Here is a 19378-nt window from a genome sequence, read left to right as displayed (position 1 = left end):
AGAAGATAAATGTATGCAACCAATTCATAAATCAGAAGAATTAATGCACTCTCTTCAAGACAGAATTTCAAATGAAGAAGTGTCTAATGAAATTGAATTAATGCAAACACTTAGAGAAATTGATAAGTATAGTAGTGGATTGGAGAAAAACCATCTAAAAGCTTTAGCATATAGCCTGAATAACAAAATTGATAAAGCTTGTGATTTTTTTGAATTATCCATACAAGTAAATAACTTAGATTATGCTAGAAATTATTTAGCAGTGATTAATCAGCGCTCATCAAATGTTAAATACTTACAATTACTTCACCGTTTTGCGGATGAGTATGAGTCTCCCACACTTGCCTTTTTAGCATACCAATCATGCCTTAATATTGCGGATTTACGCAATGCTGAAAAATTTATCTCAAAGGCTATCAAGTTATCAGAAGAAGATAAAAGGAATGCCTATATAAATGAGTTTCAAAATGCAAAGCTTGCATTGATGAAATATCTCATGCTGTCTGGTTTGAGCGAGGAAGAGCTAATGAACTTGGCAAATATAGTTATTTCTATCTTGGATGAGTGGAAGGTTCAAATAGTAGCTATAAATTACACAAACACCTCAGCTCATGATGAACAATCTAATTTATTCATGATGACGGCAGAGTGTGATGATCCAGAAATATTATCGGATATGAATATAGCATTGGCATATAAACTAGCCGAACATGACGAGTTTATAGGTAAAAACTTCAGCGTGTTTATTGGTGGGGTTAATGATATATCTGAATTAAAGGAGCGACTATTGTGGCTATAACATATCTAGATATACTTGATTTCTCTAAAAATTGTATGAAAACTGAAAGCGAAGTTGGATGCAGAAATGCAATATCTAGGTCTTATTATGCGGCATACCATTGTATTTACCCATCAATGGCTTATGGTCCACAAGATAGTCATCAAGGACTGATAGATTATTTGGCTCGTTCAGATACGTCAGCAAGAGAGCAATATGATAAAAAAGATTTACTTGCTCTGCATTACGCCTTGAAAAACATGAAAGGGATGAGGGTAGTGGCTGATTATAGTTTGAATAGTGATGGAATGACTATGATTAATGCAAAGGCAAATATAGCTACAAGCGAAAAAGCAATTAACAAAATGCTTGAAATGAAATCACTCAAGAAATCAAGTAAATGCTAAACAAATCAATGTTTAAAAACAGACCTGCTTCGGCAGGTTTTTTATTTTCTAAAATCCGAGGATAGCATGACTGAAATAACCTATCCGTATGAATATCTACCGCTGCCTGAACAAGAAGGTTATGCATTTAAGCCGGTATCACCGTTAAGGCGAACGCAATTAAGTTCAGGTCGAGCAAGACAACGACGGGTATATACATCAACCCCAACAAACCTATCAGTCTCCTGGTACTTCGAAAAAGAACCGCAAACGCAATTATTTGAGGCATGGTATCGAGATGCTTTAAGTGATGGTTCTGCGTGGTTCTTGATGAAGCTAAAAACACCACTCGGCGTTGAATTATATAAATGTCGGTTTACGGATATTTATGAAGGCCCTATTTTAGTGCCCCCTAACCACTGGAAATTCTCAGCAACGTTAGAGTTGTGGGAAAAGCCCTTGTTACCCAAAGATTACGGTTTATTCCCTGAGTACATTGTTCAGTCAGATATCTTAGATATTGCCTTAAATCGAGAGTGGCCAGAAGCATGACAATATTAAATCGGTTGTATGCCTCTGGCGGTTCAGAGGTGGAAATTGAAACCTTGCAAATCAGAGTCAATGGTGAAGATCACTGGTTAACAAAAGGTTGGGATGATATTGAGGCAAAATTAGAAGATGGGCGGCTGGTGACGTTTATTGCGTGCGGGATGGACATTGCGCTACCGGCACGCAATGAAGATGGTACCCAAGACCTGAAATTTGCTATCAGCAATATCGACGGCATTGTGTCAGGTGCAATACGGGAAGCGATTGATAAGTACAATGAAAAACCCAGTGGTACACTGGCAGAAGTCACTTATCGTCAATACCTTGATGTTGATCTCACCGCACCGAGTAAGCCGCCTTTCACGCTAACCGTTAAATCAGGGCAATGGACGTGGTCTGATGTTCAAATCACCGCAGGTTACATGAATATTCTTGATACCGCGTGGCCTCGCCATCGTTATAACCTCGCCGAGCACGCTGGGCTTCGCTACCTCTCTTAAGGGCATTCTATGTTTAACATTGATAAATACCGTTCTGTCACTTGGCAGAAGGGCGGACGCGCTTATCCTTATTTAGACTGCTATGGCATCGTTCACGAAATTCGGCAGGATTTGGGTTTACCGACATGGCCAGTTTTCGAAGGGGTAACCAAAGACGATAACGGCTTAGACAAAGAGGCTAAGTTGCTGGCGAAAACAGTCAACCGCTGTAAACCTGTTCAGGGGGCTGTTGCCGCCTGTTATACCAGTAGCATGATCACCCATGTAGCGATTGTTGTGGATATTAACGGGTTGCTTCATGCGGTTGAGTGTAACCCAAAATCTAATGTCACCATTTTACCCTTATCCCGATTTGAGCGACGGTTTTCGCATGTGGAGTATTACCAGTGACTATTCGTATTTATCCCTCACGCTTGCAGGGTGAGCCGTTAGAAACTCACCAGCATTGCAATATAACTTTGCACCAGTGGTTAACGGAGAAGGTGAACGGGTATCATAATGAAGATACTCAACCGATCAGTATTGACGTTAACGGCTCCCACATTCATCCGAATGATTGGCCACTCACGGTTATTCGCGCTGAAGATGATGTAAAAATTTATCCCGTTCCATTTGGTCTTGAAGCTGCAACTATCGGCTGGATTGCGGTGGGGATCGCCGTAGCAACAGCCGCATATTCAATATTTATGATGCGCAATATTGATGTGGGCGGCTATTCCTCATCGGGCAATGGTGACCAGCTCGAGCTAAACCCTGCTAAAGCCAATAGCGCTAAACTAGGCGACCCCATCCGTGAGGTGTTTGGACGGTTTCGGGTGTTCCCTGATTATCTGGTGCAACCGATTAGTCGATTTGATAAAGCCGATCCCAAAATATACCGGACGCAAATGTTTTTGTGTGTGGGTCGTGGCAATTTTGCAATTAATGCGTCTAACATCAAAATTGGTAATACCCCAATTTCCTCCTTCGGCGATGATGTTAATTATGCAATATATCAACCGGGTGTTGATGTGACAGGGGATGTTCGCACCGAAAACTGGTATAACTCCACGGAAGTTGGGACCACAACAGCGGGAACGACAGGGCTTGATTTGAGTTCCAGCGCCCCTAAAAGTGTCAGTGTGAATGCCGAGGCAGTAGCGGTTTCGGGGGCGTCCATTTCGATGATTAATACGGAGTCGAGCGACGAAGAAACGCCTCATGATTCGACTATCCCCGCTTCATGGAAAGTCGGAACCATTATCACCGTTGAAGCCCCGGACACGTTTACCGTAAAAACGGAAAATAGCCACAGTGTGATTTATGGCGATATGAGTGAGTTGTTGCCGTATGTAGGTCAGCCGATCACCCTAGTCTTTAACGATAATCACTATGATTTATTTGTAAAAAGCTATGCGCCGCGTCAACCTGCTGTGCCCGGCGTTGGGGGAATTGCTGCCTCGATTGAAGCGAATGAATCACCCCGAACCTATAACTTCACGCTTGAGCCTGAAACTTTTGCAATTAGCTGGCAAGGTGCGGTGTATTATATTTCGCTCTTAACCGATTACGTCACCATGAGCGGCTTAGTCAATACCATCACGACTCAACTAGTTGGCTCTGGGTTAGTGGCGTGGGATGTGTCAGGGCGCATTGTGATCACGGAAGAATCCAGTCCTTATATTGGCGGTAATATTCTTGCATCATCACTACCCGATTCTGTATTCGGTGCCGAACCCCGCTTTAATGGTGGCGTTCCGTCATCAGGTGGCACACCTGCGATAGAAGCGCATATTTCACTGGCCTATAACAGTGCGACAGGCTCTGCATTTTCTGGCTTACCTGAAGGTACTCAACGCCTTAGCCTTGGCCTTAAAGGTAATCAGTACAAAATCACGGAAATTGATGGGCTAACCCTCAGTGTCGAGCGCTTCACTGTCGAAAAAGACGAGTCAGGGAACGACGTCACGGTGGTTGATACCAATTGGCAAGGTTTCCGTGAGCGTACATTATTGGATTTCAGTATCACGGGCATTAATGATGAGCAAAACTGGATAGGGCCTTTCCTTGCGTGTCCGAATGGCGAAACGACTAACCGCATGGAGCTTAATATTGTTTTCCCTGCGGGGCTGGCATCTTATGATAAAAAAGGGCGTCGTGGTTCACGGGAAGTGAAAATAGCGGTTCAGTATCGGGGCGTTAATGACACTGAGTGGGTCACAAAAGAGTTTCGTTATAGTCGCAGTACCGAAGACCAAATCGGCTTCACGGAAGTATTTGAACTACCCCAGCAAGCGCAATATGAAGTGCGTGTTAGACGTGTTTCTGATGTGGGCGGAGGAAGTACCCGTGACCAGTGCCACTGGCAGGCCTTACGTGCATTATTAACCTCAAGGCCAACGCATTATGAAGGGCTAACAACGATTGCATTAACGGTAAGAACTGGAAACCGCTTGGCAGCGCAGTCTGACCGCCGTATTAATGTGGTGGCAACAAGGTTGTATGGTAATCACCCCTCGCGCAGTATCAAAGGGGCGTTCTATCATGTGTTGAATAGCCTCGGGATGAATAATGCGCAAATCGATAATCAGACCATCGAGGAGCTACACAATACCTATTGGTCACCCCGTAATGAGTTGTTTGACTGGTCATCCGAAAGTAACAGTGAATCGGCATTAAAAGTACTACAGCGAATTTGCAAAGCGGGAATGGGGGAGTTTTTGTTAACAGAGGGTTTAGCCTCAGCGTATAGAGAGGGGGTTAAGCCGTGGACGGGGGTCATTAGCCCGCAAGAAACGACTGAGGATTTGCAAACTGGCTTCACTGCGCCCTCTGAGGATGATTACGGTGGTGTGGATGTGACTTACATTAATGGCGTGACATGGGCAGAAGAAACCATCCAATGTCGTACAAAAGATAACCCTACATCGAAAAAGGTGGAAGATTATCAAGCCGATGGCGTGTTAAACCCTACCATTGCCTATCGTATTGGCATGCGGCGACTCATGAAGCATTTACACCAACGACTCAGTTATTCAACATCTACGGAACTGGATGCGCTTTGCTATAACGTGGGGGATCGCATTGTGTTTACGGATGATATCCCGAGCAATAAAACCATCAGCTGTTTAGTGATGAACATAAGTCATGACCAGGAGCGAATTATTCTCACGGTCAATGAGCCTCTTGATTGGTCATTTGAGCAACCGCGCTGTTTAATTCGCTTGCAAGATGGTAGCGCATCACGCCTTTTGGTACCCACGCAGATAGATGAATATACGCTCTCTATTCCGTTCTCCAGTGAGTTGGAAATTGATTCATGGATAATGGACGACCCGTATATTGAACCGCCCAGGTTGATATTTTGCTCATCTAAATATGTGGGTTATGACGGCATTATGCAGGAAATTACCCCCAATTCAGACGGCACTTGCCAAGTTGTCGCCAAAGAGTATAAAGCGATTTTTTATCAATACGATGACGCTGAATACCCAGCGTAATAAACTCATTATATTAATCACGAACCTCGCCACTGTGCGGGGTTTTTGCATTTATAGGTGTCTTGAATGACTACATATAACACAAAAGATCCCCTTGGTTCAGCATCAGTAAAAAACCTGTATGACAATAGTGAAAATTTAGATAAAGCAACGAATGATAGAGAAGCAGAAAAATGGACGGACAGATTCGGTTCTGAGCGTCTCAGCTGGCACGGCATGGAGATGCGAAATGAGCGATTAATTGAAAAATTTAATCAAGATATGCTCTCCGCTATTTTGGCTGCAGGTTATTCGCCAGTTGGATCATTTCAAGAAGGAGCCGAAGTTAATACTCGCAATGAAACTGTATTATGGGCACTCCCAGAGGGGGATGGGGATTATTATCGTTGGGATGGTGAGCTGCAGAAGCAAGTTGCTGCAGGTTCAACACCACAGTCTACTGGGGGTATCAATAAAGGTGCGTGGGTCAGTGTTGGTGATGCGAACCTGCGTAGTGAATTAAACAAAACATTCAAATCGGCTGTTAATATGGGTCTTATCGCTGATGGTGTGACTAATGAAAAGGGAACGTTGGACAGCATTAAGCTCACTGCCAGTGAAGCGAATGCCCCTGTTGCAGTACCCGCAACAGGTAACGTAAGGTCACGTATGCACAATGAACCTGTTGATGATTTAATGCCGGAACAGTTTGTAACGCTCGGAAACTTAAAAGGCCGTTTAGATGTTTACGACCCCGAACCCGTACCGAGTTGGAACGAAGCAGTGGACGGAGTAACGGGTGGAACTACAACGATTAACGCGAATTGGCTTTATGCTGAATTTGATAAGCTCGTTAATGCGTCAAAAGGTAAGCTAGTAAGACAAGAAGATATTGGAACGTCACAAGATGGTGCTTACCCTATTAGACAGTACCTTTGGGTCGGGGCGAATAATCCAACAGGTGCGCCAGCGGATAGAACTCTAAGAGAAGTATTAGTCACTGCTGGAATTCATGGTTCAGAGACTATTAGCATGTTAGGTCTTTTGTACTTTATGAAGGACTTAGTGGAGAAAGGGGATGAGATACCTGCACTGCGCTGGTTGTACTACAATACAAGAATACGAATTGTACCAGTTGCCAACCCGTGGGGCGTGAGCCAAACTCCGAAAGTGCGGAATAACAGCCGAGGCGTCAACCTTAATCGTAATTTTGATTATTTGTGGGACACATTACCAACAACTAATCCGGGTGATGCTGATTATAAGGGGGACGCACCTTTCTCGGAGTCAGAGACAGTAGCTCTAAGAAGCTGGTTTGGGCAGTTTTCTTCTAGAGCAGTTGCTTACATCGATATCCATAGTATGGGTATATACACGGGGAATTCAGCTAAAGCACCGCATTTTGTTGGATTCTGTAGTCCTTTAGCTGACCCTATTGCTAATGAGATATTCACCAAGTTCGCTAATAAACATACTAGAATTGAGATCCTTCAAAATCAGAATAGCCCAACATCAAGGGCTTATGCTACGGTTAGATACGGATTACCGAGTATTACATGTGAACACACAGATACAGCGTGGGCAAGAGAGGGTGCGTCGTACAGTCAAGCTAAAGATACCTCATACTCAATAACGGGTGCAGTTAAGATGTATGGGAATGTTATAGCTGGGTTTGCTAAGTTAGCAGTAAGGCAATTATTCCCTATTCATATATCTGATGACAATTCAGATATTCTTGTGCCGTCTGGTATTAACTGGATTCAGTTATTTCCAAGAAACTCATACGATGCAGGGATAGATGGTGTCATTAAAATCAGGGCATGTGCGGTAGTTAAGAATACAAGTGATACAGCTACTGATGTGTTCTTGGGTGTTATAGGAGATGGGACTGCTGTAGACAGAAAGGCTGTACCGTACACTACGATACAAGCGCAATCAACTTCTGCTCTTTACGTTGATAATATCTTTAGGGTGGACAAGTCTCAAAGGAAGTACCCACTCTCGGTGCATGTAGCATCTAGAACAGCCAGTGTTACAGTTGTGCGGTGGTACGCGATTATTGAGCCACAATATTTAGGATATGATGTTGGAAATATTTAAATGTATCAGCTTTCTAAGCTAGAAGCCGAGCGATTGGCGAAAGAGGAGGCGGATAGGCAAGCGGAGGAGGGGGCTAAGAACGCCGAAATTAAAGCTGAAAGGGTAGAGCAGGAAGCTGCGGAACGTAAACAATATGGCCTTGATGATAATAGTGTATTGCTGTAATTAAAATGAATGCGCCAGCTCGAGTAGTTGGCGCATCTAGATCACATAAAGTATTTTTTATGGCCTAACTCTCGTTTCGCAGAGTCACCATAAAAATGTTTTTCCAGTTGTTTCAATAACTCTTTAGCTACCTGTTCATGCATGAAGGATTGAATTGGTTCCCTTTTAACATTTTCCATTTTTAAAGAATCTTTATTAAAACTAGGATCTGATAACGTCATTTTTATAAATACGAAACCAGGAGGGTTATCAATAGCGATTTGAGTTTTTTCTAACTTAGGAATATATTCCGCTTCGAAAAATTCAGAGTTTTTAGTTTCATTATTTTTCATGCTGGTACCCATGAGTCATCTTGCCAGATTTCTTCCAAAAGTTGGCCTATTTCTTCTTTTTCATCATCTGTTTTTGTGCCACTGATCGTAACTGACTGTGAAGAACTCATAGCAACACGAAGGCTTAATGGCCCAAATCTATCGCCAATTTTTTTAATGATTTGCTCCTGCAGGGCGTTACGTGTTTTATCAGAAGGCTTTTGTTTTGACTCTTTATCAAAGAGTATTTCTATACGCGGCATGGTAGATATCCCTCATCTTAACTGTTTAAATATACAGTGTATTTATATACAGTAAATTGGGATATTTCAAGTATCTTGCATGCAAAATTTTTCGGTTATACCTTCATAATTACATCATGTCTTTTACTGTAATATGTTGTTTTATCTAACTGTTACATTTTCACTATATTATGAAAAAAATCATATGTTATTGTTTTATAATATAATGTATATGAATTTAAAATCCCTCGGCCTTTAGGCTGTGCGGGTTCAAGTCCCGCCCTGGGCACCATATAAAACTTGACTGATAAATCAGTAAGTTAGGGAAAGAAAAAGCCACCTTCAAGGTGGCTTTTTTGCATCTGGAATTTGTCACTGAAAATCAAAAGTGGCGGCAGAATGGCGGCACTGTTCATCATTACAGTATTCAAGCTTCATCATTCTTTCATATATCAAATCTGAATGTGAATTTTACATTCAAAGTTTTTATTTATTATTTTTTATTCAGTGACAACTGACGCACTCTTTACTTGCTATCAAATTAAAATATTACTCTTCATGTACCTATGATCTTATGTATTTTTACCTTCTATCTTTCAAGATGAAAAATAGTTATTTAAAACAATAAGTTAAATAAAGAGTAGGAAAATAAGGTATTTTTGACTATTTTGAGATAACTTATTGTTATCAAGATTATTTTTTATGGTAGTCTATAGGTTCACTGCCGTATAGGCAGCTTAGAAAAAATTGAATGCCTAATTTATTTAAACCCTGATGTTCACTGCCGTATAGGCAGCTTAGAAATGAATAACTGTTTCCGATTAATCGGTCTATCTGTTCACTGCCGTATAGGCAGCTTAGAAAAAAACCACACAAAAAAGCAGAGAAATAATTTTTGTTCACTGCCGTATAGGCAGCTTAGAAAGTTTACGTGCCAGCGCAATGCGTTCCCTTGCCGTTCACTGCCGTATAGGCAGTTTAGAAAAGTTAGTTTGTAAGTTTACGGCTCACACCCGATTTCACTTTTGGTAAGTGGCTTAGAAAGCTGTAAATTAAAATCTGTTTTTGTTGAATTTATTGTTAACGTTTAAGTAGTTTCTCAATATCTGATTGATAAATAATTATTTTTCTATATTTATTTCGCGGATAAAAAAGTCATACTCACAGTGTAAGACAGTGTTAATTAAATGAGTTCGAATATTTTTAAATATTGAGTATTTAGTATTTCTATTTTCGAAAAAAACGAATAAGAATTGACATTTTATGATTCTCCAAAAAAGTGGGGGGGTACAATATTTTTATTATTTCACAATGTTATATTAGGTTCCATATAAGCATTTATACAAGTTATGTTGAGTATAAATTAATCCTATAACGATAGGTGGATTTCAACTGTCTTTGTTGTTCATATAAGAATATGGGAAATATTAACGACACGAAGAAATAGTTTCCGAGCCTGCTACATTAGCATTGCTATCTAATATACAATTCATATTAACTGATATAAAACTGCTCCTATAAATATAGCAGAAGTTGAGTTAAAATTACTGCTCTATGAGTGAAAGAGTGCGATTAAACTACAAACGATTGGTAACATGATAAAGCACTATTGAGGAGATTTATTTTTCGAAAATACTACGAATAGTGCCATGAAAGGCTATTAGTGAGAAAGACTATGGCGATAAGCGGGGATTTATGTGTGACAAAGTATAGTTATGGATATAAATAGGCGGCATATTTGTTATGGATTACGATACAAATATAGTTTGTGTAATGACTACTTTAATGGATCAATTAGCAAGATCGGATAAAATTCGAAAATCTAAATTAGATGCTGTTTGCTGGTGTTTAGATGATCCTTACATTACTGAACTCGATAAAAATATGTTTGCTGTATATCGTGAAAATCGTTTAAAGGGCAAGTGGAATGCGAAAGGTAAAGCTGCTCCGAAACAAGCAACGGTTAATCGTGAGCAATCATATTTACATGCCGTATTCGCAGAATTAAAGCGTCTTGGAGAATGGGAAGGGGATAATCCTTTAGATGGCGTTAGGCAATTTAAAGAGAGTGATCAAGAACTCGCATTTTTATACCAAGAAGATATTAAGCGTTTACTGCATGCTTGCGATGAATCTCGAAATAAAGACCTCGGTAATGTGGTTAGAATTTGCCTTGCTACCGGAGCAAGATGGAGTGAGGCTGAATCTTTAAGTCAGTCACAAGTCATGCCTTATAAAGTGACATTCACTCAGACTAAAGGCAATAAAAACCGCACAGTACCGATATCACAGAAACTATTTGAGCTGCTTCCTAAACGACGCGGAAAGTTGTTTTCTAATTGCTATGATGCATTTGAAGGCGCATTAAAAAAAGCCGGTATAGATTTACCCAAAGGCCAAAGAACCCATGTTCTAAGGCATACTTTCGCCAGCCATTTTATGATGAATGGCGGCAATATTTTAGTACTACAGCAAATATTAGGTCACAGCACCATCATAATGACAATGCGATACGCACACTTCGCTCCAGATCATTTAGATGCAGCTGTGAGTTTGAATCCATTTGATAGGGTGTAGAAATATAATGGAATTACGTATATCAAATTATAAATCAATAGTTGATCAAGTTAGTGTAAAAGTTGATGGGTTAACTATATTATCTGGGGCTAATAGTTCGGGAAAATCTAGCTTTATACAACCATTTTTAATAATAAAACAGACCAAAGATGCATCATTTTCTCCTGAGGGCCTGGTTTTGTCCGGTGACTCAATTCAACTATCTGATTCTACGGATATAGTGCCAATAAATAATAATAATAAAAATAAACTATTTACAGTATCGATCTTAGATGAGAATTATGAGGAACATGTTAGTTTTATAAAAAAAAGAGATGAAGGAATAGTACCTTATGATATTTATCTTAATGAAAATTTTTATAAAATACATGAAAAGTTTGGGAGTTATAGGCAGGTTTCATATGAAGATAGAGCAAACCTAGAACCAACATATTCTAATGGTAAAAAAAATGGTTCATTAAATATTGATGATGTACAAGTATTGTCTAGTGAGGGAGTTGATTTTTTTTACTCAATAAAAAGCCATAAAAATAGTACTGTCGAAAAATATAAAAATAGAATTACTAATAAAATCAGTGTGATAGGTCATGATATCATTCATATCCCAGGTGTGAGAAATATAACAAAGAGAAATTTAACTATAACGTCTGGTGAAAATCAATGGATGGAAGGATATAAAGGTAGCTTTGAGGTTTATATTCCAGGGATTATTTATAAATGGCAAAAGAGTGGTAATAAAAAATTAAATATGTTGATAGAAAATTTAAAAAAATTAAGCTTAACATCAAATATAAAAGTTAACAGAAGAAATGATACTATTTTTGAAATCATGGTGTCTAGAAATATGTTTGCACAAGATTCATTTGTAAATATTATGGATGTCGGTATTGGAGTATCACACGTATTACCAATTCTAGTTGCTGGGTTAGTAGCGAAAAAAAATAATATAATTTACATAGAACAACCAGAGTTACATTTACATCCTAAAGCTCAAGAAATTCTTGCTGACATTATAATTGAAAACATTAATAATGGTTGTAAATATTTAATAGAAACACATAGTTCAATATTCATTCGTAGAGTTCAAACTTTAATTGCTCTGAAAAAAATAAATAAGGATAAAGTTTCGATGAATTGGTTTTCTATAAATGAAAAAGGGAATACCTTGGTCGAATCTGCTGATATCCATGCTGATGGGTCATTTGGTGATTGGCCTGCGAATTTTGAATCTACTTATTTAAATGCTGATGATGATTATATTAATGCTGTGGCCAATTTATTAGGGTTTAACGATGATAGTATTTAATAAAATGGTTATAATAGATGCTGATATTCTTAGATCGGCTGGGGGTATTAATGCTCAAAATGAAGTTTCATTATTTTCATCTCAACTTTTATCTTTAGTTTTAGAAAAAAATATAAAAGTTGGATGTGATCAAAAATTATTTTTAGAATGGAAACAGCATAAGTCAAGATATAGTTCAAAGTGGTTAAGCTCTATGATTAGTAAGAGAAAATTATTGAGATTACCAGAAGATAATGATATGTCATCGAGCATTAGTGATGCTGAAAACCTGACTACAGAACAAAAACGTATAGCGCTAAAAGATAGCCATTTAATTTCTAATGCTATTAATTCGGATAAGATTGTTATATCAAAAGATGATAGGGCTCGAACTATATTTTGTCTTTTAAAGGAAGAAATTGGAGGCAGTCTAATAGAGATATATTGGGTTAGTTTAATGACAAAGAAAGATACTTTATTTGAAAGTATCTCAAATCGTTATGCTCACATTGATGATGCATGTAAATTATAAAATAAAAAATGGCGACATAAATTTATAATTATAGTTATTAGTATGTATTAAATATGATAAAGAGTAATAACTTCAATAAGTTACTGATTTATATGTGAGTTGATTAATATTTAAAATCCCTCGGCCTTTAGGCTGTGCGGGTTCAAGTCCCGCCCCGGGCACCAAATAAAAACCGCGTTGAATAACAACGGGTTAGGGAAAGAAAAAGCCACCTAGTAGGTGGCTTTTTTGCATCTGGAATTTGTCGCTGAAAATCAAAAGTGGCGGCACTGTTCATCATTACAGTATTCAAGCTTCATCATTCTTTCATATATCAAATCTGAATGTGAATTTTACATTCAAAGTTTTTATTTATTATTTTTTATTCAGTGACAACTGACGCACTCTTTACTTGCTATCAAATTAAAATATTACTCTTCATGTACCTATGATCTTATGTATTTTTACCTTCTATTTTTCAAGATGAAAAATAGTCATTTAAAACAATAAGTTAAATAAAGAGTGGGAAAATAAGGTATTTTTGACTATTTTGAGATAACTTATTGTTATCAAGATTATTTTTTATGGTAGTCTATAGTTCACTGCCGTATAGGCAGCTTAGAAAGTTCCAAAGTTATCACCATTTCAGCTGTAGTCCGTTCACTGCCGTATAGGCAGCTTAGAAATGCGGAGACAATGAAAAAGATAGAGCAGACCAGTTCACTGCCGTATAGGCAGCTTAGAAAGACTAATGCTAAACAACGGATCGCATTATTTAGTTCACTGCCGTATAGGCAGCTTAGAAATGTGCAACGTAAAATCGCCAATGCGGTTAAAGGTTCACTGCCGTATAGGCAGCTTAGAAAGTGGTATCGATGCCGATATAGGTCAAGTTAAAGTTCACTGCCGTATAGGCAGCTTAGAAAGTTAGCGTCAGCACCGGACAAAAGTTGGTTTCAGTTCACTGCCATATAGGCAGCTTAGAAAAGTATAGGGAAGCTGAGAGATAGAGCCCCAAGTTCACTGCCATATAAGCAGCTTAAAATATTTTAATACTACAACTCAAAATAGTCGTAAGTTGTAATTTCATATTTATTATCGTAGGGATCGGTGAAGTAGACTGATAAAGACACCTCGTGGTCGATAACTGAAATTGGAACATTACAACTTGTTAGATGCTCTTTGAATTGCAAGAAGCTGGTTTTATCAACACTAAATGCTACTGTGTTTCCTCTATTTTGCGTTGTTCTTTTAAATAGAGATAAATAAACATCGCCACTGTTGATAACTAAAGGGCCGCCTTGCTCAAACCAAAATTTAAAACGTGGGGTTATTTCAAAAGAAAGTATATTTTTATACCACTGAATGGCTTCATCAAGGTCATCAACATAAATATGAACATGGTCAATTGCTATAAATCTCATGGTTTTCTCCTCTTATAAAAGACCTAACGTACTACTTTTTATCTGTAATTTATAAGCTACAATGGCTTTATCCGTATAATTGCATTCTCATATTGCTGCAAAACAATACAGGCTATCATGGCTATAGATCGACAAGGTAGGATAACAACGTTAGCTCCAGTTGAGTATCAAGCACAATTTAAGCAAGTGATTGACGATGTCATCGCTCATCTTAAACTTAGTTTGAATAATCGATTACATAGCATATATGTCTATGGTAGTGTCGCAAAAGGGCAAGCAGTTCAGTATCGCTCAGATCTCGATCTATGCCTGATTCTTACTCAAAAACTTAATGAAACTGAACAGAGACAATTAAATGAGGCGCACTCATATTTAGAAAAAATGCATGATATTGTCAGTAAAATTGATTTTGATATTGGCATACTGGCGGATGTTATTGATGAATGTAATCAGTTTAGTTGGGGGTATTGGCTAAAGCACCATTGTCGCTGTGTGTTTGGTGACGATTTAAGTCTACGTTTTGCCCCTTTTTTACCTTCCAAAGACATTGCTATTGCGGTTAATGGCGATTTTGTTGACGTGCTAACACAGTATATTGATGAATTAAAAAATACGGCAGATGCGAACAAACGAAGATTAATACAGCGTGCAGCTGCCAGAAAATTACTGCGTTCAACGAATATCTTACATGATAATAATGATACTAGTTGGCCGGAAAGTTTAAATGAGTATGCTGAACGCGTTATGGCTCTTTTTCCTGAATGTAAGGAGCAAATTCACTATTTTTTGCAAGAAAGCTATCAACCTCAAGATAACACGAATATATTTATATCTAAATTAGAACATTTCATCTTGTGGTTGAATAAGTATTATCTCCAGCAACAATAATATCCTTATCTATATTCATTATATTTCAAGTTCTAGCGCTTGCGTTACAGTATCGTATCTGTGTTTACTTGTTTTCATTATGGAATTGACCTTCGAAGTATTTATAGTATCAATTGGTAAGTGAGGTGTTTGATGAACATAGAAACTTTAGGCATTGTTTTATTCGATGGCTTTGAAACCTTAGATGTGATGGGGCCAGTTGAGGTTTTTGGCCGATTACCAGACTGTAAGGTGAAATTTATTTCGCCTGAAGGTAACAAAAAAACCAGTTCGCAGGGAGTGGCTATCGAAACTGAGAAAGTCACCAATCCTCAATATAAATATTTGTTGATTCCAGGAGGGCAAGGGACTCGGCCTTTGGCAATAGATAAAGAGTATATTTATTGGTTGAAACAACAAGTTGAATACACCTCATACTGTATGACAGTTTGTACTGGTTCAGCGCTATTAGCGGCAACAAATTTATTGAATGACCTTAGTGCTACAAGCAATAAATTAGCTTTTGAATGGGTAACTTCGATTAACAATAATGTTAATTGGCAGCCGAAAGCGCGTTGGGTGAAAGATGACAAGTTTTATACATCTTCTGGAGTAAGCGCAGGTATTGATATGTCATTACAGGTGGTCAGTGATTTCTATGGCTTACAGCAAGCTTCAACCATTATCAAGAGCATGGAATATGTGTGGAATGATGATGCGAGTCATGACCCATTTGCGGTGAATTTAGCCTGAGCATCTAGTCTTCATACTTCAAGTTGCAGGTTTTTTCGTTAAGGTATAAATGACTAGGCCACGCTCATTGAGTCATAACGTTTATCTATGCTTCCTTGCCTACCTGCAACTCGAATTATTTAGATTATAAAGAGGTTAGCCTCTAATTTTAGAGACTCACGCATGGAATTATTTTTTATTCTTTTCTAACCATTTTTGCATTTGTTCTATTTCAGGGCCTTGAGCATTAATAATCTCTTCTGCTAGTTTTCTCATTTCAGGATCTGTGCCATATTTAAGTTCAATCTTAGCCATATCAATTGCGCCTAAATGATGGGCGATCATCCCTTGTGCGAACGCGATATCTGCATTTTGCTCATTCATACTGTTAGCCATATCTGAATGCATTTTATCCATTGATTGATTCAGCTCTTTTTGCATTTCATTAGTTGCTGGTGGAGACATATGCATGGAATGGGTTGTATCAGCAAAAGTTGCAAATGAAAGCGTGCTTGCAATGAGAGCAGCAAGAGGGAGCAATTTTTTCATGAGAATTTCCTTGTTCATGACTGGTTGAATTGCAATAACCATAAAGCTTCCCCTAGGGGGAAGGTCAATGTGAGGTGAATGAATTTAACTTAATTTACACTCGTGATACTGCTAGGGCAGCGCCTTGTATTGAGGTATAGCACCTCTATGCTTTCGAATTAATCTTATTATTTTTTAATTCTATAGCGATGAGTTAGTTTGCTATCTATCGGTAGCTCGAATTATTTAGAGTGTCGATATTAATGCATAAAGTAAGCTATTAGTTTCTTTATTCAAAAAGAGTGATCTAGGTTGCAAATAAACAATAAAAATTAATATTTTTAATGATGTTATTACATGAAAGATTACAAGGAAAAAGTTAAACACTATTTATTTTGTAAATAACGTTAATTAAACAATACTTGCTACTTATTTTGTGTGTTCGATATATATTTATAATGGGTTGTTTTTTATTAATTTAAATTTAATCCGATTTATTTTGATAGCGTTAAATTTAAGTTTCTTTTGAATTGATTATCAATGCTAATAATAATCATTACCATTTGAGCGGTAAGGCGAATTCTATATACTGCGTACCAAGCATTGCGACTAATGCTTTTAAGCTGTTTTGGATAGTTATATTTACCATTTAAGTTAACAGTCATTTGACAAGGAGCCTTATGAAAAACCTATCATTAGCAGTACTCACGATTGCTTTATCGACTTCTGTTTTTAATGCCAGTGCAGAGATAGCTTTTGCACAAAGCCAAAAATATGGTGTGGATGGTATTGAAGTGATCGTTGGCGACACCCAATACGCTAGCGGGTCACATGCAGGCGCAATCGGTGATCCGGGGATCGGTTTACAACCAATATTTTTTGGTACCAGAATTAGTTTTGCAAGTTTTAAAGCGCGAGCGACTGAAAATGAACATGGGGTATATGAATTAGCTGCATCAACGAGCGCGCACTCTGCTAATACCGGAAAATTTAATTTTACTCAAGTTGCGAATGCCGAAGTTTATTTTGGTGATTGGTCTAAAACCGGTATTGATGGTGATGCAACGCATACCGCATTCTATTCGGGTAAAGATGTTACCGAATCTCTGCCTAATTCAGGGCAAGTTGAGTATACCATCGCTGGTATTAACCAGTTTGATAGCTCAGGTAAATTAAGTGGCACATTTAATGCGGATTTTGATACTAAAGAATATACTGGCTCACTGAGTGGTCATGAATTAAATATCACTATGAGTGGGGACATTTTAGAGCAAGAACAATATCAATTTAATGGGACTGCGATCGCTAATGAATCAATTGAAGGGCATAGTTATGGTCACTTTTTTGGCGCTGATGCAACAGAGGTAGCTGGGATAGTATCTTTCGAAAGTGAACATATTAAAGATGTTGCATTTGGTGGTTCTAAAGCACAATAGTTAACTTGAATAGGTGGAATTAATATTCCACCTATTACTACTTTGTTAGTCAATTGGTTGTATGTTATGACGATATCTCGTTTAATTATATTATTATCGATTTTTTACAGTGGCTTTGTTATTTCTCATAGTGATGACACTAATGATTATCAAAGATTATTAGTAGATAAAGTCAATGTGAATGAAAAATTATCTAAAGATAAAGAAATAAAGATAACCCTTGATGATGAGTTGATAGTTAACTTTGATGGGGAGAACTATAAAATAAATAATAACGTCCATGATATAGGGGAGGCTATTTATATTGCCTTAGCTAGGGGGCAATATAATGATGTGAATCAGCTATTGTCTTCTTATCAAAAATTAACTGGTCATGATGATTTATTGGTGAAATATGCGAATGCTAAAATTTCCCATCAAAATAAAAATTATCAAAAAGCAATCAATTATTATCAGCAAATTTTACAAAAAAATTCTGATTTCCTACGTGTCGAGCTCGAATTAGCTCGTGTATATTATGAAAGCCAACAGAATAAAGAGGCTATAGTACAATTTAATCGTGTGTTAGATAAGTATGCTCAACAATTACCGAAGCATGTATTAGACAATATTGCTCAATTCACCAAAGCCTTGAAAAAAAGAACAGCGTGGCGGGGGAGTATCTCGTTAGGTTATGGTTATAACTCAAATATTAACCAAGTGCCGGGTGATCATCGAAGAGATTGTTATCGTAGTGAGGTAAAAGAGGTCTGTTATGGCGTAGGAGAAGCCACTAAAGGACAAAAATTTATCTACGAGGCGAATATTGAGAAACAAGTTCCTTTGTATCGCCATCATAATGCGCTATTTAAGGCTTATACATATGGATACAAGTATGAAAAAGCGTCTCAATACAATGAGAATATAATAAATACAAAATCCTATTATCAATATCAAGATGGTATAAAAACCTTTGCCTTTGGACCTACAATTGAATTTAAGTTTATTGGTGATCAGCAGCGATATTATGGATTTGGGGCGAGTATAGACGTGGCGTATCACTTCACACCAAAATTTTCGGTCAGTGCTATCGTTGATTATAAAAAATTAAACTACCGCTCTATGTATCAAAGTAGTAATGGTAATAAGAGCACGTTTTATTTAACTAATATTTATGCATTTTCACCCGATATAATATTTTTTGGTGGGGTTGATGGTGTAATGCGAAATAAACGGTATCAAAGTGATAGTTATAAACAATATGGTATTAGAGTCGGTGTATTTAAAAGTTTCTCACAAGGTTTTAATTTTTTAGGTATGGCGAGCTATAAAAAAACGCATTTTGAGCAACCTCAGTATGCATTAAGTCGTCAAATTAGAGATGATAATGAACAGCTCTATTTTATAAAGTTAAGTGCTCCAAAGTATAGTTTATTTACTTTAACACCATCATTATCTTATAAATTCAGGATAAACCATAGCAATATTGATGCACTGTATTCTTATTCACAGAATGAAGTTGAGTTTAAATTAGAAAAACGCTTTTAATA

18 protein-coding genes, 1 pseudogene and 2 CRISPR repeat arrays are annotated in these 19378 nt (G+C 37.8%); of the genes and pseudogenes, 15 read left to right on the top strand and 4 right to left on the bottom strand.

Annotated elements, in window-relative coordinates:
- The first annotated feature begins 13 nt into the window (after nt 1-13).
- The 8 genes from M1E96_RS12520 (at nt 14) to M1E96_RS12485 (ending at nt 7936) form a co-directional block, all read left to right on the top strand.
- A complete protein-coding gene (locus M1E96_RS12520) occupies nt 14-799 on the top strand; it encodes a hypothetical protein (RefSeq protein ID WP_369427064.1) in 786 nt (261 codons plus the stop codon).
- Complete coding sequence (locus tag M1E96_RS12515; RefSeq protein ID WP_369427063.1) at nt 790-1185, top strand: hypothetical protein; 396 nt, start codon at nt 790-792, stop codon at nt 1183-1185. Before M1E96_RS12520 ends, M1E96_RS12515 begins: the two co-directional genes overlap by 10 nt.
- A gap of 66 nt (nt 1186-1251) precedes the next feature.
- Nucleotides 1252-1716 carry a hypothetical protein gene (locus M1E96_RS12510; RefSeq protein WP_369427062.1) on the top strand — a complete coding sequence of 155 codons (465 nt, stop codon included), beginning with the start codon at nt 1252-1254 and terminating at the stop codon, nt 1714-1716.
- Nucleotides 1713-2213, top strand: coding sequence for a DUF1833 family protein (locus M1E96_RS12505; protein ID WP_369427061.1), 501 nt, complete (start codon nt 1713-1715; stop codon nt 2211-2213). The genes M1E96_RS12510 and M1E96_RS12505 overlap by 4 nt, the downstream gene beginning before the upstream one ends.
- A gap of 9 nt (nt 2214-2222) precedes the next feature.
- Nucleotides 2223-2603, top strand: a complete 381-nt coding sequence (locus M1E96_RS12500) for a nitrite transporter (protein ID WP_369427060.1) — start codon at nt 2223-2225, stop codon at nt 2601-2603.
- Nucleotides 2600-5692 (top strand): host specificity factor TipJ family phage tail protein, encoded by a 3093-nt coding sequence (locus M1E96_RS12495; protein ID WP_369427059.1) that lies wholly within the window; start codon nt 2600-2602, stop codon nt 5690-5692. Before M1E96_RS12500 ends, M1E96_RS12495 begins: the two co-directional genes overlap by 4 nt.
- Nucleotides 5693-5758: 66 nt before the next feature.
- The gene (locus M1E96_RS12490; RefSeq protein WP_369427058.1) at nt 5759-7771 is read left to right on the top strand and encodes a M14 family zinc carboxypeptidase; all 2013 of its coding nucleotides are present in this window, start codon (nt 5759-5761) and stop codon (nt 7769-7771) included.
- Complete coding sequence (locus tag M1E96_RS12485; RefSeq protein ID WP_369427057.1) at nt 7772-7936, top strand: hypothetical protein; 165 nt, start codon at nt 7772-7774, stop codon at nt 7934-7936.
- Nucleotides 7937-7977: 41 nt separating this feature from the next.
- Here M1E96_RS12485 and M1E96_RS12480 read toward each other — a convergent pair whose 3' ends face one another.
- Together M1E96_RS12480 and M1E96_RS12475 are read right to left on the bottom strand one after the other, a co-directional pair.
- Nucleotides 7978-8268 carry a hypothetical protein gene (locus tag M1E96_RS12480; protein ID WP_369427056.1) on the bottom strand — a complete coding sequence of 97 codons (291 nt, stop codon included), beginning with the start codon at nt 8266-8268 and terminating at the stop codon, nt 7978-7980.
- Nucleotides 8265-8510 carry a DinI-like family protein gene (locus tag M1E96_RS12475; protein ID WP_070926319.1) on the bottom strand — a complete coding sequence of 82 codons (246 nt, stop codon included), beginning with the start codon at nt 8508-8510 and terminating at the stop codon, nt 8265-8267. Before M1E96_RS12475 ends, M1E96_RS12480 begins: the two co-directional genes overlap by 4 nt.
- Before the next feature lie 695 nt (nt 8511-9205).
- Nucleotides 9206-9474: direct repeats of the CRISPR family, unit length 28 nt; unit sequence GTTCACTGCCGTATAGGCAGCTTAGAAA.
- 818 nt (nt 9475-10292) lie between these two features.
- Here M1E96_RS12475 and M1E96_RS12470 point away from each other — a divergent pair.
- From M1E96_RS12470 to M1E96_RS12460, 3 genes and pseudogenes are all read left to right on the top strand, one after another.
- Nucleotides 10293-11066, top strand: a pseudogene (locus M1E96_RS12470) (tyrosine-type recombinase/integrase); the annotation flags it as partial.
- 7 nt (nt 11067-11073) lie between these two features.
- Nucleotides 11074-12372 (top strand): AAA family ATPase, encoded by a 1299-nt coding sequence (locus tag M1E96_RS12465; protein ID WP_369427055.1) that lies wholly within the window; start codon nt 11074-11076, stop codon nt 12370-12372.
- On the top strand, nt 12359-12883 hold the full coding sequence (locus tag M1E96_RS12460) for a hypothetical protein (protein WP_369427054.1): 525 nt from the start codon (nt 12359-12361) through the stop codon (nt 12881-12883). Before M1E96_RS12465 ends, M1E96_RS12460 begins: the two co-directional genes overlap by 14 nt.
- 575 nt (nt 12884-13458) lie before the next feature.
- A CRISPR array of direct repeats spans nt 13459-13908; the repeat unit is 28 nt; unit sequence GTTCACTGCCGTATAGGCAGCTTAGAAA.
- A gap of 9 nt (nt 13909-13917) precedes the next feature.
- Here M1E96_RS12460 and M1E96_RS12455 read toward each other — a convergent pair.
- Nucleotides 13918-14286, bottom strand: coding sequence for a VOC family protein (locus tag M1E96_RS12455; protein WP_272579660.1), 369 nt, complete (start codon nt 14284-14286; stop codon nt 13918-13920).
- Nucleotides 14287-14403: 117 nt separating this feature from the next.
- Between M1E96_RS12455 and M1E96_RS12450 the strand changes: the two genes are divergently transcribed.
- Both M1E96_RS12450 and M1E96_RS12445 read left to right on the top strand, forming a co-directional pair.
- Complete coding sequence (locus tag M1E96_RS12450; protein ID WP_369427053.1) at nt 14404-15174, top strand: nucleotidyltransferase domain-containing protein; 771 nt, start codon at nt 14404-14406, stop codon at nt 15172-15174.
- 132 nt (nt 15175-15306) lie between these two features.
- Nucleotides 15307-15906: a DJ-1/PfpI family protein gene (locus M1E96_RS12445; protein ID WP_272579662.1), complete on the top strand. Its 600-nt coding sequence runs from the start codon at nt 15307-15309 to the stop codon at nt 15904-15906.
- Nucleotides 15907-16074: 168 nt separating this feature from the next.
- Here the strand turns inward: M1E96_RS12445 and M1E96_RS12440 are convergent, their stop codons facing one another.
- Nucleotides 16075-16434, bottom strand: coding sequence for a DUF305 domain-containing protein (locus tag M1E96_RS12440; RefSeq protein WP_337979968.1), 360 nt, complete (start codon nt 16432-16434; stop codon nt 16075-16077).
- 659 nt (nt 16435-17093) lie between these two features.
- Between M1E96_RS12440 and M1E96_RS12435 the strand changes: the two genes are divergently transcribed.
- Together M1E96_RS12435 and M1E96_RS12430 are read left to right on the top strand one after the other, a co-directional pair.
- A complete protein-coding gene (locus M1E96_RS12435; protein ID WP_349490310.1) occupies nt 17094-17849 on the top strand; it encodes a Slam-dependent surface lipoprotein in 756 nt (251 codons plus the stop codon).
- A gap of 66 nt (nt 17850-17915) precedes the next feature.
- Entirely contained in the window at nt 17916-19376 is a 1461-nt protein-coding gene (locus tag M1E96_RS12430; RefSeq protein ID WP_319069086.1) for a porin family protein, read from the top strand.
- The last annotated feature ends 2 nt before the right edge of the window (nt 19377-19378 follow it).

This window comes from Providencia sp. PROV236, from assembly GCF_033676985.1.
GTDB lineage: Bacteria > Pseudomonadota > Gammaproteobacteria > Enterobacterales > Enterobacteriaceae > Providencia > Providencia manganoxydans.
This window is presented reverse-complemented; position numbering and strand designations above follow the sequence as displayed.

What these genes read in the sequence shown, in the direction of transcription:
- M1E96_RS12480 (WP_369427056.1), bottom strand. Translation starts at nt 8,268, where the DNA reads ATGAAAAATAATGAAACTAAAAACTCTGAATTTTTCGAAGCGGAATAT.
- M1E96_RS12520 (WP_369427064.1), top strand. Translation starts at nt 14, where the DNA reads ATGCAACCAATTCATAAATCAGAAGAATTAATGCACTCTCTTCAAGAC.
- M1E96_RS12485 (WP_369427057.1), top strand. Translation starts at nt 7,772, where the DNA reads ATGTATCAGCTTTCTAAGCTAGAAGCCGAGCGATTGGCGAAAGAGGAG.
- M1E96_RS12445 (WP_272579662.1), top strand. Translation starts at nt 15,307, where the DNA reads ATGAACATAGAAACTTTAGGCATTGTTTTATTCGATGGCTTTGAAACC.
- M1E96_RS12440 (WP_337979968.1), bottom strand. Translation starts at nt 16,434, where the DNA reads ATGAAAAAATTGCTCCCTCTTGCTGCTCTCATTGCAAGCACGCTTTCA.
- M1E96_RS12460 (WP_369427054.1), top strand. Translation starts at nt 12,359, where the DNA reads ATGATAGTATTTAATAAAATGGTTATAATAGATGCTGATATTCTTAGA.
- M1E96_RS12500 (WP_369427060.1), top strand. Translation starts at nt 2,223, where the DNA reads ATGTTTAACATTGATAAATACCGTTCTGTCACTTGGCAGAAGGGCGGA.
- M1E96_RS12475 (WP_070926319.1), bottom strand. Translation starts at nt 8,510, where the DNA reads ATGCCGCGTATAGAAATACTCTTTGATAAAGAGTCAAAACAAAAGCCT.
- M1E96_RS12455 (WP_272579660.1), bottom strand. Translation starts at nt 14,286, where the DNA reads ATGAGATTTATAGCAATTGACCATGTTCATATTTATGTTGATGACCTT.
- M1E96_RS12490 (WP_369427058.1), top strand. Translation starts at nt 5,759, where the DNA reads ATGACTACATATAACACAAAAGATCCCCTTGGTTCAGCATCAGTAAAA.
- M1E96_RS12450 (WP_369427053.1), top strand. Translation starts at nt 14,404, where the DNA reads ATGGCTATAGATCGACAAGGTAGGATAACAACGTTAGCTCCAGTTGAG.
- M1E96_RS12430 (WP_319069086.1), top strand. Translation starts at nt 17,916, where the DNA reads ATGACGATATCTCGTTTAATTATATTATTATCGATTTTTTACAGTGGC.
- M1E96_RS12505 (WP_369427061.1), top strand. Translation starts at nt 1,713, where the DNA reads ATGACAATATTAAATCGGTTGTATGCCTCTGGCGGTTCAGAGGTGGAA.
- M1E96_RS12435 (WP_349490310.1), top strand. Translation starts at nt 17,094, where the DNA reads ATGAAAAACCTATCATTAGCAGTACTCACGATTGCTTTATCGACTTCT.
- M1E96_RS12465 (WP_369427055.1), top strand. Translation starts at nt 11,074, where the DNA reads ATGGAATTACGTATATCAAATTATAAATCAATAGTTGATCAAGTTAGT.
- M1E96_RS12510 (WP_369427062.1), top strand. Translation starts at nt 1,252, where the DNA reads ATGACTGAAATAACCTATCCGTATGAATATCTACCGCTGCCTGAACAA.